The organism is Vibrio sp. 10N.261.51.F11, assembly GCF_041471665.1.
GTDB lineage: Bacteria > Pseudomonadota > Gammaproteobacteria > Enterobacterales > Vibrionaceae > Vibrio > Vibrio crassostreae_C.
The window spans coordinates 18044-31863 of sequence record NZ_JBFROW010000018.1; the positions used below are offsets into that span (position 1 = coordinate 18044).

General features: G+C 43.2%; 15 protein-coding genes and 1 pseudogene. 8 read left to right on the forward strand and 8 right to left on the reverse strand.

Annotated features, from left to right (window positions below):
• Nucleotides 1-51: 51 nt before the first annotated feature.
• Nucleotides 52-663 carry a LysE family translocator gene (locus tag AB4351_RS06605; RefSeq protein WP_102428566.1) on the reverse strand — a complete coding sequence of 204 codons (612 nt, stop codon included), beginning with the start codon at nt 661-663 and terminating at the stop codon, nt 52-54.
• A gap of 102 nt (nt 664-765) precedes the next feature.
• Between AB4351_RS06605 and AB4351_RS06610 the strand changes: the two genes are divergently transcribed.
• Nucleotides 766-1647 (forward strand): LysR family transcriptional regulator, encoded by an 882-nt coding sequence (locus tag AB4351_RS06610; RefSeq protein WP_372125412.1) that lies wholly within the window; start codon nt 766-768, stop codon nt 1645-1647.
• A gap of 63 nt (nt 1648-1710) precedes the next feature.
• On the opposite strand, the gene AB4351_RS06615 is transcribed toward AB4351_RS06610, so the two are convergent.
• The 6 genes from AB4351_RS06615 to AB4351_RS06640 form a co-directional block, all read right to left on the reverse strand.
• The gene (locus tag AB4351_RS06615) at nt 1711-2655 is read right to left on the reverse strand and encodes an ADP-ribosylglycohydrolase family protein (RefSeq protein WP_372125413.1); all 945 of its coding nucleotides are present in this window, start codon (nt 2653-2655) and stop codon (nt 1711-1713) included.
• A gap of 218 nt (nt 2656-2873) precedes the next feature.
• Complete coding sequence (locus AB4351_RS06620) at nt 2874-3797, reverse strand: amino acid ABC transporter permease (RefSeq protein ID WP_372125415.1); 924 nt, start codon at nt 3795-3797, stop codon at nt 2874-2876.
• Nucleotides 3798-3925: 128 nt separating this feature from the next.
• On the reverse strand, nt 3926-4735 hold the full coding sequence (locus tag AB4351_RS06625; RefSeq protein WP_017067595.1) for a transporter substrate-binding domain-containing protein: 810 nt from the start codon (nt 4733-4735) through the stop codon (nt 3926-3928).
• A 12-nt stretch (nt 4736-4747) separates the two neighbouring features.
• Complete coding sequence (locus AB4351_RS06630) at nt 4748-5545, reverse strand: amino acid ABC transporter permease (protein WP_372125417.1); 798 nt, start codon at nt 5543-5545, stop codon at nt 4748-4750.
• Complete coding sequence (locus tag AB4351_RS06635; protein WP_102398000.1) at nt 5545-6291, reverse strand: amino acid ABC transporter ATP-binding protein; 747 nt, start codon at nt 6289-6291, stop codon at nt 5545-5547. The genes AB4351_RS06630 and AB4351_RS06635 overlap by 1 nt, the downstream gene beginning before the upstream one ends.
• A gap of 225 nt (nt 6292-6516) precedes the next feature.
• Nucleotides 6517-7665, reverse strand: a complete 1149-nt coding sequence (locus AB4351_RS06640; RefSeq protein ID WP_017062662.1) for an iron-containing alcohol dehydrogenase — start codon at nt 7663-7665, stop codon at nt 6517-6519.
• 193 nt (nt 7666-7858) lie between these two features.
• Here AB4351_RS06640 and AB4351_RS06645 point away from each other — a divergent pair, with 193 nt between their 5' ends.
• The 6 genes and pseudogenes from AB4351_RS06645 (at nt 7859) to AB4351_RS06670 (ending at nt 12574) form a co-directional block, all read left to right on the forward strand.
• Entirely contained in the window at nt 7859-8743 is an 885-nt protein-coding gene (locus AB4351_RS06645) for an AraC family transcriptional regulator (protein ID WP_017067592.1), read from the forward strand.
• A 569-nt stretch (nt 8744-9312) separates the two neighbouring features.
• A complete protein-coding gene (locus tag AB4351_RS06650) occupies nt 9313-10560 on the forward strand; it encodes a RidA family protein (protein ID WP_136981896.1) in 1248 nt (415 codons plus the stop codon).
• Between the two features lie 237 nt (nt 10561-10797).
• Nucleotides 10798-11154 (forward strand): hypothetical protein, encoded by a 357-nt coding sequence (locus tag AB4351_RS06655; protein WP_102534947.1) that lies wholly within the window; start codon nt 10798-10800, stop codon nt 11152-11154.
• Between the two features lie 94 nt (nt 11155-11248).
• Nucleotides 11249-11398: a hypothetical protein gene (locus tag AB4351_RS06660; protein WP_372082878.1), complete on the forward strand. Its 150-nt coding sequence runs from the start codon at nt 11249-11251 to the stop codon at nt 11396-11398.
• 118 nt (nt 11399-11516) lie between these two features.
• Nucleotides 11517-11981, forward strand: a complete 465-nt coding sequence (locus tag AB4351_RS06665) for an acyltransferase (RefSeq protein ID WP_017062657.1) — start codon at nt 11517-11519, stop codon at nt 11979-11981.
• Between the two features lie 69 nt (nt 11982-12050).
• A pseudogene (locus tag AB4351_RS06670) lies at nt 12051-12574 on the forward strand (GNAT family N-acetyltransferase).
• A gap of 116 nt (nt 12575-12690) precedes the next feature.
• Here the strand turns inward: AB4351_RS06670 and AB4351_RS06675 are convergent.
• The gene (locus AB4351_RS06675; RefSeq protein ID WP_017108085.1) at nt 12691-13137 is read right to left on the reverse strand and encodes a DUF417 family protein; all 447 of its coding nucleotides are present in this window, start codon (nt 13135-13137) and stop codon (nt 12691-12693) included.
• A 281-nt stretch (nt 13138-13418) separates the two neighbouring features.
• Here AB4351_RS06675 and AB4351_RS06680 point away from each other — a divergent pair, with 281 nt between their 5' ends.
• Complete coding sequence (locus tag AB4351_RS06680; RefSeq protein ID WP_017062654.1) at nt 13419-13781, forward strand: RidA family protein; 363 nt, start codon at nt 13419-13421, stop codon at nt 13779-13781.
• The last annotated feature ends 39 nt before the right edge of the window (nt 13782-13820 follow it).

Here is a 13820-nt window from a genome sequence, read left to right on the forward strand (position 1 = left end):
GTTAGATGCGATTCAGTCGTTTGAATCGCTCTCTATTTGTGACTCGCTTGTTTACGATTTAATCGCCAAGAGTGCTCCGAACGTCACTAAGCCAAATCCACATGCTTGATTAAGCCTTTTCTTTGCTCTCAATAGATGCTTTTGCAATGTATTCGAAGTAAACAGCATAGCGACAACGCCAAACCATAAACCGTGAAGAACGATCATGTAAAGCCCATAGCCGAGCGCGACATGCTGGTTTTCTGCATCAGGTGAGATGACTTGGCTGAAGATGCTCAAAAAGAACAACATGGTTTTTGGGTTGAGCACGTTACATAAGAAGCCTTGGGCTAAATAGCGCCAAACACTGGTGCTTTGCTTTGCATCTTCCATCGGTGCAAGCTTGTTGTCCGCACTCAAGATACCTTTTAGCCCTAGATAAATAAGGTAGGTTGCACCTGCGTATCTAATCATGTCAAACAGCTGCTCATTCTGTGAGATTAAGTAACTGATCCCAAGCATTGAATAACTGATGTGAGCACAAATCGCTAAACTCACACCGATTGCAGTCCAAATCCCTGCTTGTCTTCCTTGGTTGACACTGTTTTTCAAAACTAAAACGAAATCAGCGCCTGGGCTGATAACAATCAATAGTCCCAATACTGCTAGGATTAACCACTCCATAATGACTCCAACTCTTTATATTTGATGAGCCAGCATTGTATGGTTTTTTATTGCTGCCTATAATCGAAATGAATTCCACCTATCTGTGAGGAAAAATCACACATGAGACATTTGAAAGCATTTCATATTTTCCACGTAGCAGCGCATTCGAGTAGTTACAGTGAAGCGGCGGATAAACTCAATATCACACATGGCGCGGTGAGTAAGCAGATCAAGGTATTGGAAAATCACTTATCCCAAGTTTTGTTCTACAAACAGGGCAGGAATGTGTGTCTCACCAAAGAAGGGGAATTACTCAAAGGTTACACAGAGCAAGCGTTCCAAGCCTTGGAGACTGGAGTCCATAAGCTTAATCAGCTGAATCATCAAGCGTTGGAAGTTTCATGCGAACCCACATTGACCATGCGTTGGTTAATGCCTCGACTCGGTGATTTCTATAACGAATCCGGAATTGATGTTCGATTGTCGACTGCTGGTGGGCCTGTGAACTTGAATGCGACAGGGCTCGATATGGCGATTCGCCGAGATGACTTTAAATTAACCGAGCGTTACGAACAGATACCGCTAGTTGAAGAGTGGGTAGGCCCTGTGTGTTCCCCGGGTTATTGGCAGCAGGTAAAAGATAACTTAGATGATGTGAAATTACTGCACAGCAGTACACGGCCAGATGCTTGGAGTCATTGGGGTGCTATCACTATAGATAAAGTTAATGGTGGAGAGTGGTCAAAAGCTCGAGCGAACCAAACATTTGCACACTTCTACTTTTGCTTTCAGGCGGCTGTCGATGGGTTAGGCATAGCGCTTGGGTCTTATCCACTTGTCGCCGACGATCTTGAAAGAGGTAACTTGATCGCGCCGTTTGGCTTCGTACCTTCTGGTCACCAGTACATATTGCTCACGCAAGATAGCAACCATGAAGAGCCAGAAAGCCCGTTTGTTGTTTGGCTGAGGAATGAGTTATCGCAGTGTGTTCCAACTTTATAGGAACGACATCCGACCTAGAAGTGTGCTTGTCTTATGTCAGGCTCTAGTTCGTTGTTGTGGAAATCACTCAATAGGCAAAGACAGCACGCCACCATTGAGTTCGACTTGTTTTAGCCATTCGGTTGGAATTTCGCCATCTCCTTCGTAGAAACACGCCGCTAATACCGCGCCAATTACAATCGCACGACCGCAGCTGTCACCACCACATAAGATGTTGTCGCGAATGCCTTGTTGATAACTCTGAGCACCTGCAATAATGCGAATCAGCAAGGGGAACGCGGCACTCAGTTCACAATGCAATCCAAACTTCTTCGCGGCATCTGTAATCGAAAGCTCAGGATCAGCCAGTGCTTCGTCGATTTGATCGTGTATGAACTTGCTACAAGTTTGTCGCACCATTTCTACCGATTGCAGTGGAGAGTTGCCTTGAATTGCCGCTTGAACCAATAAGGTGATGGCTTGTGCCCATTCCACGGCTTTGTCGTTGTTGTTGGTCACTCGTACCGCACTCTCTACCATTGCCGGTAAGGTGTGAGAGGTGTAAGTACACGCCACTAAAGGAATTAGCTTTGAAACAGCAGGTAGCTGGGTGTCATCAGCGCCACAGGCTGTGATTGGAGCTTCTGTTAGCTCTAGTTTATGTATGTTCAGCAAGCTCATACGAGTCGCTTTATCAATGTAACCTTGCCAACTGCCACCAAAATCAAACCAGAAACGGAAGTGCTTAATGTAACTCGCTTCATCGTACTGTTGGTTGTCGACTAAACTATCGACCATCGCCAATAACTGAGCACCGTATTGTGATTGGTCGCCAGCGGTTTTACCTTGGTGGGCGAAGTAGCCTTTGTCTTGATAATCGAACTGGTTTGGTGAGCGAAATTCTGGTTCAAAACCCGCCACGTGCAAGATCCTCTCTTGGTCATACAACCAATGCAGCCCCATGGAAGCGGCGTCTCCAACCAATGCGCCAACAACGGCGTAAAAAGCTCTTTCTTTATGATTGTCCATGCTGAGTGAAGTCCTTGAGAAGATCCAATGGAATTTGATACTTCAAGTATAGTGACTAAATGATGGGTTTGCTGTGTTTCAGTAGAGAGTTTTCAAGCAATTAATCCTGATTGGTCAATGAGTTAAACCAATCAGGGTAAGTGGATGAATATTATGACTTAGGTGGCTATGTTGACATCTAACAGACGCTTGAATACACGTCTAAATAAACAATGACACTAGCGGTTAAGGTAAACACTCGAGCGTTGTTCAATGACTTTGAAAATACGTGAAAGGGTGAAACATAACGCGAAGTAAACCGCACCAACAATCAGCCAGATCTCGAAGATCAAACCGGAAGAGTTCGCCATTTCAGTGCCAACAAATGTCATCTCTTGAATCGAAATCAGGGATACAATCGAGGTATCTTTTACTAGAGAAATTGCCTGACCTGCTAAAGGCGGTGTGATGGCCGTTAATACTTGCGGGCCAACCACAAATCGATACTTAGACAACGCCGATAAGCCGAGTGAATCGGCCGCTTCCCATTGCCCTTTAGGAATACTTTCTAAGCCAGCTCGAATCACTTCTGCGATGTAAGCCGAAGAGAGCAAACCAATACAGATAACACCAGACGCCAAGTTTTCCCAAAGGTTAGCAGGACCAAACAGAAAGGCTTGAACAGCGTTAATCTCGCCGTTGTGTTCACGTAAAATGCTTTCTAAACCAAGCAATGGGATCAGCTGGTTAGAAACAAAGAAGTAAAAGATAAAGACAAACACCAGTGGTGGAATATTTCGAACCAGTTGGATAAAAATCAGTGCTGGTGTTTTGAAGAAAGCGATCTTTGAGTGTCTTGCTACACCTAACAATGTGCCAAAAGAGAGTGCTAACACCATACTCCATAAACTTAAGCGCAGCGTTGCGACCAAGCCTTGGAAAAAATAGGGAATACTGCCTTGAGAAGGCGGGATAAAAATCAGGGTAAACGCATCTTCCCAGCGCCACTGGTAATTAATACCAACAGCAGAACGATAATAAAGCCAGCCTGCAAACACACAAATAACAGCGAGTAACACGCCATCCAAAAAGTTAAGGCGTTGATACCAAGGCTTCATATGAACGTTGGGCTTAGGTGTTGTTAATGCGCTAGTACTACTCACGTCATTCCTGTTTAAACGATAATAATTGATGTGTTGTGAGAGGTGGCTATGAGGTCATAGCTATCTCGTTGTTTTTAACAAGGCAGCGCAAACAATGCACTGCCTCGATTCACTAGCAAAAGTTCTGATTACTGACCTTGAGCAATCTGGTCTTGCCAATCTAGAGTAGAGAACCAGTACTCGTAACGCTCTTTCAACCAACCGTCTTCAGTACGTGCTTTGATCCACTCGTTGAAGAATTCTGTCTTGTCAGTTTCACCTAGGCGAACTGCAAATGCTTCATTACCTTTTGATAGGCGTTCTTCGAATGGAATAAATAGCGTGTCTGCGTTTTTAATCGCTTCGTGTTCTGGTTTCGGGCTAGACGCGATAACCGCGTGTGCGTTGCCGTTTAATACTTCTTGGAATGCTTGAGCATCGTCATCGAACTGTAGAACTTTCGCTTTAGGGAAGGTTTCACGAGCTACTTGCACTGTGAATGCACCACGACGCGCTGCAATTTTTACACGGCGAGAATCAAAATCAGAGATTTGTGTAAAACCTTCTGCTAGCTCTTTATTCGCTGCCAGTTGAACGCCAGAGTGCGAGTAAGGTTCAGTGAACAATACGCTTTTAGCGCGAGCTTCAGTGATAGACATACCGCCAATGATTACATCAAACTTGTTCGAAAGTAGAGAAGGAATAATGCCATCCCATGCCGTCGGTACGAATTCAACTTTCCAGCCAGAATCTTCAGCAAGACGTTTTGCTACATCGATTTCAAAGCCAACAAGATCGCCTTGTTTGTTACGCATCGCCCAAGGAACAAACGTCGACATACCAACGCGTAGAGAGCCACGTTCGTTGATTTTGTCTAGGTTAGGCGTTTCAGAAGCAAGAGCAGGCAAACTGACGGCAAGCGCAAGTAGGGCTGTAATTGCGGTTTTAAATAGCTTCATGCTGATAAATCCTTATTGTGTTCGCCAGTTAGCTCCGAGCTTATGCTCAAGCCAAGCAGCAACGGCAGAAAGTGAAAGTGTAAGAGCAAGATAGATGATCGCCACAGAGAACCAAATCTCGAATGGCATCGCGGTTTCAGAAACAATGTTTCTGGCTTCAGTCGTCAGGTCAAAAATAGCCATGACACTCACAATTGAAGAGTTTTTAATAAGAGAGATCACTTCATTGGTCAAAGGTGGCAAGGTGCTTTGCACCACCTGAGGAAGAATCACATCCCAGTAAGTATAGGTCTTTGATAAGCCCAAGGATTGAGCTGCTTCAAATTGTCCTCTCGCAATACCATTTAAACCAGCACGAAATATCTCGGCGGTGTAAGCGCCTTGGAAAAGTGCCAAGGCTAAAACGGCAGTACTAAAGCGATCGAGCCCTAATACGGGGCCAAATACAAAATAGAGCAAATAAATTTGTACTAATAACGGCGTGTTACGAATCAACTCAACATAGCTGGTGGCTAAGGTGCGTCCAACCACCGAATTGGAGTTTCGCAATAGGGCTGTGGTTAAGCCAATCACCAGCGTTGCAACCAAAGAAATCAAAGAGATATTGATGGTAACTAGTAGCCCTTCAACTAATTCTGCAGGCCACCATTCACCATCTTCATAGAAAGCAATATAGTCCGGCACACGCTCCCATTGCCAGCTGTATCCCATGGTTTGTGCGCCAGAATCGAGAATCCAGACAACAGCGGCCACTAGTACAACAATTTGTATTAGAGCGGAAAGGGCTGGTTTAATAATTCGAATCAACATCAATAAGTCAGGATCTGATTTAGGAACGCTTGAGTACGTTCATGTTGAGGGTTTTCAAAGAGCGCTTGTGGGGTATTCGATTCCACAATTTGTCCTTCATCCATGAAGATAACGCGGTCGGCCACTTGTTTTGCAAAGCCCATTTCGTGGGTGACACACACCATGGTGATGCCTTCGCTCGCCAGTTCAACCATCACATCGAGTACTTCGTTGATCATCTCCGGATCAAGCGCTGAAGTGGGTTCATCGAACAAGAGTAATTCCGGCTTCATACACAGAGAACGGGCGATAGCCACACGTTGTTGCTGGCCGCCAGAAAGTTGCACTGGGTATTTGTTGGCTTGTTCTGCAATGTGCACACGCTCGAGATAGTGCATTGCTATCTTTTCGGCTTCTTGTTTGCTTTTTTTAAGCGTACGAATTGGAGAAAGAGTAAGGTTCTCAAGCACGGTAAGATGGGGGAATAAATGAAAGTGCTGAAACACCATTCCGACTTGGCCCGGTGTGTTGAACTTATTCGGGAGCACTTGTTCTAGCACGGAAAGTTCGCCACTTTCGAAAGGTTCTAGCTGATTGATGCAACGGATCAAGGTTGATTTACCCGAACCAGACGGCCCGCAAATCACCACTATCTCTCCTTGTTCAATATTTAAATCGATACCCTTTAGGGCATGAAAATCACCATACCACTTGTTAAGTGACTTAAACTTAACCATTTCCTTGAGATTGTTCAAATCGTTGTTCATACCTAGTAAAGAGACAGGTTTACCTTAACAATATAGAAATATGATTGCACATAAAATTAGGGACTTATGAGAATTTAATAGCATCTTGTAGGGCAAATTAAAAAGCAGCGCTCAAAATGAACGCTGCTTCTGTTGTACGAAAGAAAAAAGTAATGGGTTCAGTCAGATGTGAAAATTCATCGTTGTATGACCACTATCTTTACTTTCTCTCTATTTTCCCGATTCTTAGTGAATCGCAGACTCTAGAATCTCACGTGTTTTCTCTGGCGTGATTGCTTGATTCTCACCAAGTTGTAGGTAGCCGTGTGATTCAAGTTGAGCGACAACATTGTCAATCGCCGTTGCTTTGTTTGTTTCGTAGCCGTCAAACATGGTTGCTACGTCTAGGCTGTGGTAGAACGCTTCGATTGCAGCGATTGTGCGTTCTGCTAAATCAGCACCCGCTTCTAGGCCAAATACGTTACGACCCATTTGCTCTAGCTTGCCACGTTTTGCTTCGATTTGGTTACGAAGTAGTGAAGGTTGAACAATCGCAAGCGAACGTGCGTGGTCTACGTGCCATAGTGCTGTGAATTCGTGGCCAATCATGTGAGTTGCCCAATCTTGAGGAACACCCGTACCAATTAGGCCGTTAAGCGCTTGGTTTGCTGTCCACATTAGGTTTGCACGCCATGCGTCGTTGTCACGCTCGTCGTATTGCTTACCCAGTACAAGTAGGTTCTTAAGCAGTGTTTCCGCGTAACCGTCTTGAACCATCGCGTCTGTTGGCATCGTGATGTATTGCTCACACACGTGTACCCACGCATCAACTAAACCGTTGATCAATTGGCGCTCAGGTAGAGACTTCATTACATCTGGGTCCATTACTGCAAACTTAGGCTGCACCGCAGGGTTCATGAATGCCAGTTTTTCTTGAGTTGCTTTACGCGTGATTACCGCACCCATGTTAGATTCAGAACCTGTCGCAGGAAGTGTCAGTACCGCACCGATTGGCGTCGCTTCAGTTACTTGGTGTTTGCCCGTTAGGATGTCCCAACCGTCGCCGTCATATTTAGCCGCTGCAGCAACGTACTTAGAGCCGTCGATTACTGAACCACCGCCAACAGCGATAATGAATTCTACGTTTTCTTCTTTAACAAGAGCGACTGCTTTGTCTAGCGTCTCTTTGGTAGGGTTTGCTTCAACGCCAGAGAACTCGATCCAAGAGTGATCTTTCAAAGATTCTACAACTTGGTCGTAAACACCGTTGCTCTTGATTGAACCGCCACCATAGATGACCAGTACTTTCTTCGAAGTATCAACCGCTTGGCTGATAGCGTTGATTTGGCCTTGGCCGAAATGGATAACAGTAGGGTTAACGTAAGTAAATTGCATCAGAGATTCCTTGTGTAAAGCGAAATTTGTTATTTTGGTTTATTGCTCAATTTCTATATTTGCATATTAGTACAGTAATCTAGGTCAATGAAGAGCTGTTCCTCCAAATAAATTGCCTATTTCTACAAACTTGATATTCTTCCTCTGCTTTAGCTTACTTACTCTTAGCACTTGGAATGGAAAGTCGCCACTTATGAAAACACTCGCTCAGTTGTTACAGTCATATGTAGAACACAAAGGTTGGGATGATCTCGAAGGGATCAGAGAAACTGAAATTAGCGGCGTGTGGTTGTATAGAAGCAGTGGCGGGAATCAGCGTCAGCCATTTACTTACCAGTCTGGCATTATCATGCTCGGACAGGGTAAAAAGAACATCTACATTGGCGAAAGGCCAGTGACTTACGCTGCAGGTGATTATCTTGTGGTGGGTGTGCCAATGCCGTTAGAGTGCGAAGCCTTGCCTGTTAATGGTGAACCATTGCTTGGCTTGTCGATTAGCATTGATTCTCAACGCTTGCATAGCTTAGTCAAAAAGCTCGAAGATCAAGGCTTCTTAGAGAGCTACTGCAACAAGCACAAACAGAACTCGAGTGGCTTAGAATCGACGCCAATGGAAGAGCAAATGCTAGAGAGCTTTACCCGATTGGTGAAAACGCTGCATTGCGACATTGAGGCCAACATATTGGGCGATGCCATGGTAACGGAGATTGTCTACCGCGCATTAACCGGTTCAGAAGGGCGTGTGCTGTTTGATTTAGCTCATCATGATGGCCATTACGCACGTGTTGCCAAAGCGCTGTCTAAAGTGCATGAAGAGTACGACCAAACCATCACCGTTCAATCGCTTGCTGACGAAGCCAACATGAGCGTGTCTGCCTTCCACAATGCATTCCGTAATGTCACCTTTGAATCACCTCTTCAATACTTGAAAAAGGTTAGACTCAACAAAGCGAAAGAGCTGATTCAACTAGAAGGCCTTCGTATTAGTGATGCTGCACGTCGAGTCGGTTACTCCAGCCCATCTCAATTTAGCCGCGAATTTAAGCGCCACTTCAATACTACTCCAAGAGCGGTTTAGTTCTTCTTTCAACGAAACTATGTGTTGAGAGCTATAATGCCAAAAGCTATGGTGACGATTGCTCATATTTGTTGAATTATATGAGTAAATGTATCTAATCATAGGCATTGTTAGATTGTAGGTATTTGATTCTCGAATATATTATTAACGTACTTATATAAAATAAGCTCTCGAAAATAATTAATTAAATAGCCTAAGAGTTTATGCACAGGTATAGGGGAGAAACTCACTAACTTAGCTATTAACGAAGTTTTAGTGTGAACAACCTATCAAATATTATCTAAAATTCTGGAATTACTCACCGTACTATCAGAGAGAGTATTCAGGATTATTGAATAGACTTAAAATTGAAGATAATTTAGCAGTTGATAAAGCCTAGTACGACGGATAATTAGTCGTTTGATGACTAATTATTCTGTAACTTGCTGATTTATAGTCAACTGAGAGTCTGATGGATATCACGTTTACCCTAAAATAATTCACTTAACATGGCGCTACTTTAATCATTCTTCCAAATACGATTGTTAAATATAAATACGTATACCTATTTTATTTAAAGGATAATACCGATGAGTAGCGATATCATTAAAATTTCAAGAAACACTGAAAACGCACCAATTAATTCTGTATCTACACAAACGGTCGCTTTTTCTCATTATAATAACTTTTCTGCTCAACTTCCGATTGACCCTAAAACGGGTGAAATAGTCATCGGTGATATTAAAGATCAAGCAGCACAATGTTTGAATAATATTAAAGCGATTGTTGAAAGCATCGACCATGTTATGGATGATGTCGTGAAGATTAATGTTTTCGTTAAGAATATTTCTGATATCGATGCTATTGATGAAGTTTACAAAAACTTCTTCCACAACAGCCTTCCAACACGCACTGTCGTGGGTGTCACTGCACTGCCAAGCAGCGATGCGCTGGTTCAAATGGATGCTCTCATTTCTAACGGTGAAGGCACTAAACCACAAGCACCTTGCGCACTAGTTAAGGTATCAAGGAATACGGATAATGCGCCTCAAAGTGCTGTGTCCACGCAGACTGCGGCTTTTTCTCACTACAACAATCTTTCAGCTCAGTTACCGATAGATGTAACCACAGGTGAGTTGGTTGATGGTGGTATCGAAGCGCAAACGGCCCAATGTCTATCAAACATTAAAGCTATTTTAGAAAGCATCGGACATGTCATGAATGATGTGGTTAAAACGACTATCTACGTAAAAAATATCGCAGATGCGGAAGTGGTAAATGAAATATGTGCTAAATTCTTCCCAAGCTACGTTCCTGCTCGTACCGTTGTTAACGCAGCTGAATTACCAATGGGCGCTTTAATTCAAATTGATACATCCGTTTCACATGGTGACGGTACACCGCCGCAATTACCAGAAGACACTCGCTTACTGGTTATTGAAACCAATAATACTGTTGCAGCACCATTCATGCCTTATTCGCATACTGTTGCTTTCTCTCACTACAATCATATTTCAGGACAATTGCCTTTAGACCCGAAAACAAATGAAATTGTTGCTGGTGGTGTAAAAGAGCAAGCGGAACAATGTTTAAAAAATATTAAGGCGATAATTGAAAGTGTTGACCATAGCATGGACGATACGGTGAAAATTAATATTCAACTTAAGGATATTTCAGATATTGATGCGGTAAACGAAATCTACACCGCATTCTTTAACACTGATTTACCGGCAAGAACGGTGGTTGGGGTTTCAGAGATCCCTATGAATGCTCTAATTCAAATTGATGCCGTCGTTTCTAACTGCGAAGGTACGCCACCACAAGACGTGGTTGCTTAAATTAATTGCACCCTTCTCGATAATAGCGATCAGATCCCAGCTTTAGCTCTTAAACATTGAGTCGAAACATAAGCCGGCGGTCTGATCTGCTAACTCGCCACAGATACTGCCAATCCCAAGCCTCGCTACACAACTTATTCGAAGCAATATAACCAAGCTTCGACCCGACATATGGTGATTATTAAGTCGAAGTGTTTTAATATGAAAAACAGACGCTTAACGAAAGAAAACCAGTTTATGCAATTTCGAATTATTTTACTGCTGTGCCTATCCCTTATGGGTTGTTCGTCTAATCAAAAGCTAATGCCTGATCCGACAACTATCACGCTTTTTTATGGTGATACATCCATCTCTGCAGGTGTTTTAGAGGATAAAACATTTAATTCGGTGCTAGCCAATAGAAAAGAGAGTGTTACTTTCTCGGGCTCAATATCAAAGCAAAACTCAGGCTACTTTGTCGATATGTTAGTGATTCGAGAAATGAAAGAGCCACGTTCAACACGACAGCTGAACGCCTCGCTTGTTATGAAGCCGGGAGAGTTAGTGGATGTTGGCGGTGTGAATAACGATGTGTTCAGAGTAGTCCTCGAGTAACAAAACTAAAGTGTTCAATTAATCTGAATTTTTGCTTTACCTCAACCTAACTTCAAGTCTTAAGCTTCTCTTACTGATTAAGAAGGAGCTTATTATGCAAAATAACTACGTAAAAGAACTCGCCGTTAAAACTTACCAAGAAGAGCTTGAGAAAGAGTACATTAAATCTCGGGCTCGGCCATTTCATGCCCCAAGTTCTATCGGTGGGGTGCTGTTGTCAGTTGTGCTGGTAGGACTGTTTTAATTTATGCAGAATTTCTGATCCATTGCCAACTCTCAACATATCTATTTGCTGCACTTTAATGGCTACGGCACAATCTCTTAGGTTGAATTGTGACGCTAATGTCGAGAGGAAGTGAAGTATGGCAAGTCCAAGAGTATTAAAGTCACAGATTACTGATATTACCTGTGGCGAGAATGTCACTATCATCGAGCCAAGTAACGTTTATGGCTGTGAGCTTAAAGATGATGTGTTCGTTGGCCCCTTTGTTGAGATTCAAAAGAACACCGTGATAGGTGCGAGAAGCAAGATTCAATCTCACACCTTTATCTGTGAGTATGTGACCATTGGAAGTGACTGCTTTGTTGGTCACGGAGTCATGTTTGCCAACGACTTATTCAAAGAGGGCAAGCCAGATCCTAATCCTGAAAGTTGGGGGCGTACCTTGATAGCTGACAACGTCACGATCGGTTCTAACGCTACGGTTCTGTCTGTCAGCATTTGCGAAGGTGCAGTAATCGGCGCGGGCAGTGTGGTAACGAAAGACATCACCGAAAAAGGTATCTACGCAGGTAACCCAGCCAAGAAATTGAGAGGTTTACCGTAACCGTATTAATAAGCCGTGGTTCATGAATCATAAGGTGCGGCTTTTTAGGGAAACATTAGAGTATTTGTCATGGATGTATTTTTACACTTACTTCAACCGAATGACGCGAGTGCGCTTTTGGATTTTGAGGTCGAAAATCGAGAGTGGTTTGAGCAATTTATTCCAGTTAGGGGTGATAGCTTCTATTCAAATGCAGGTGTGACCGAGCAAATCACCAGCTTTCTAACTGAATACGAGAATGGTGAGATGATTCCTATGTTGATCAAAGATGCCAATGGCACTGTCTGTGGAAGAATCAACATCCGCGATATCGACCAGATCGCCCATAGTGGAGAGCTAGGGTATCGAGTAGGTCGTTCCTTTGCTTCAAAAGGCATTGCGTCTAACGCAGCGCAGTAAAGCAGTTTCTACTCTATTTGGAGGAACAGACCAACCTTAAATATGTTGATGCCTATGCGTTAGTGGGCAATATCGGTTCCAACAAAATCTTATCCAATACCGGTTTTGAATTGGTCGAGTATGTTGAGAGCTACGCGGTGTTTAAAGGAGAACATCAAGATGCTCATTATTATCGTAAGGTTTTAGCTGACTAGGTGACTATCAGTGCCTTATACATTAGAAGCTGGCAGCGTCCTTCTAGCCAGCTTCGAGCCTTTATTTTCAAGGTTTAAGGTTACTTCTAGGGTCATGGCCACTTCTAGTTATACAGTTACTTCTGAGGTTTATTGCGTTCGATTACGCTAATTGCGATTGCCAAAAACAGGATGTCTTTCACTAGGAAGAAGTTAGTGACTAAGATGCCATCCGATACTTTCCAAGCGTTTGGCGTTGTAATCAGGAAGCTGAGTGTCACAACAAAGATAGCCGCTGCAGCAATGCCTGAGTAGAAGGCAACTGTCGGTTTCTTAAATCCAACGATCAGTCCAATCGCGACAATGATCTCCGCGCCACCCACCATGTTAGACACAGCTTGGACTGAGAACAGATTGTAAAGCCAGTTCATTGCAGGATGGTTTGCGATTAAAGGCTCGATAAGCATTGCTTCGGTTGGCGTAAACTTGTAAATACCAATCCAAGCTAACACCAACGCTACGCCAATCACGCCTAGGTTATATCCCACATTACTCTGTTTTAAATCATAGGTTTGAACATGCATAAAAGTACTCAATTTAATAAACTCCCTGAATATGACCGCAATAGCTCAGATTAAATTTCGCATTGAGAATAATAATTAATATATTTATCTAAAAACTTAATAGGTAGCGACTTATTGTCTCGATAGGAACTCAAAGGCTAGTGATGTTGAGAACCAAAGCAATGGGTAGGCGATAGTGCTGTTCAAAAGGTAACGCGAGCTTTCTAATTTTTGTTTTCAATATTCATGATTTGGATTAGATTACGCTGATGTTCACCCTAATTATAAGAAGAGTATAACCAGTGAAAATTCATAGAATTAACCCGACCAAACGTTGGTCTGATGTAACTGTTTTTAACGGTATTGCAAGCTTTGTGGAAGTGGCAGAGACGGATACAACAGCAGGAATTAAGAGTCAGGTTCAGCAAATCTTCGAACAAGCCGAAGAAATGATGAGTTTGGTAGACAGCGACAAATCTCGCGTATTGTCAGTGACTATTTATCTCACGGATTTCGCTAACTTTGATGCACTCAATGAAGTTTGGGAAGCGTGGTTCCCTGAAGGCTGCGCGCCAAGCCGTGCATGCGTGAAAGCAGAACTTGCTAATCCTGAGCTACTGGTTGAGATGTCGTTTATGGTTGCTGCGGGTGAAAAGTTTCAATAAGCCGAACTATCGATTGAAATAAGCTTCGTAGCTAGAAGT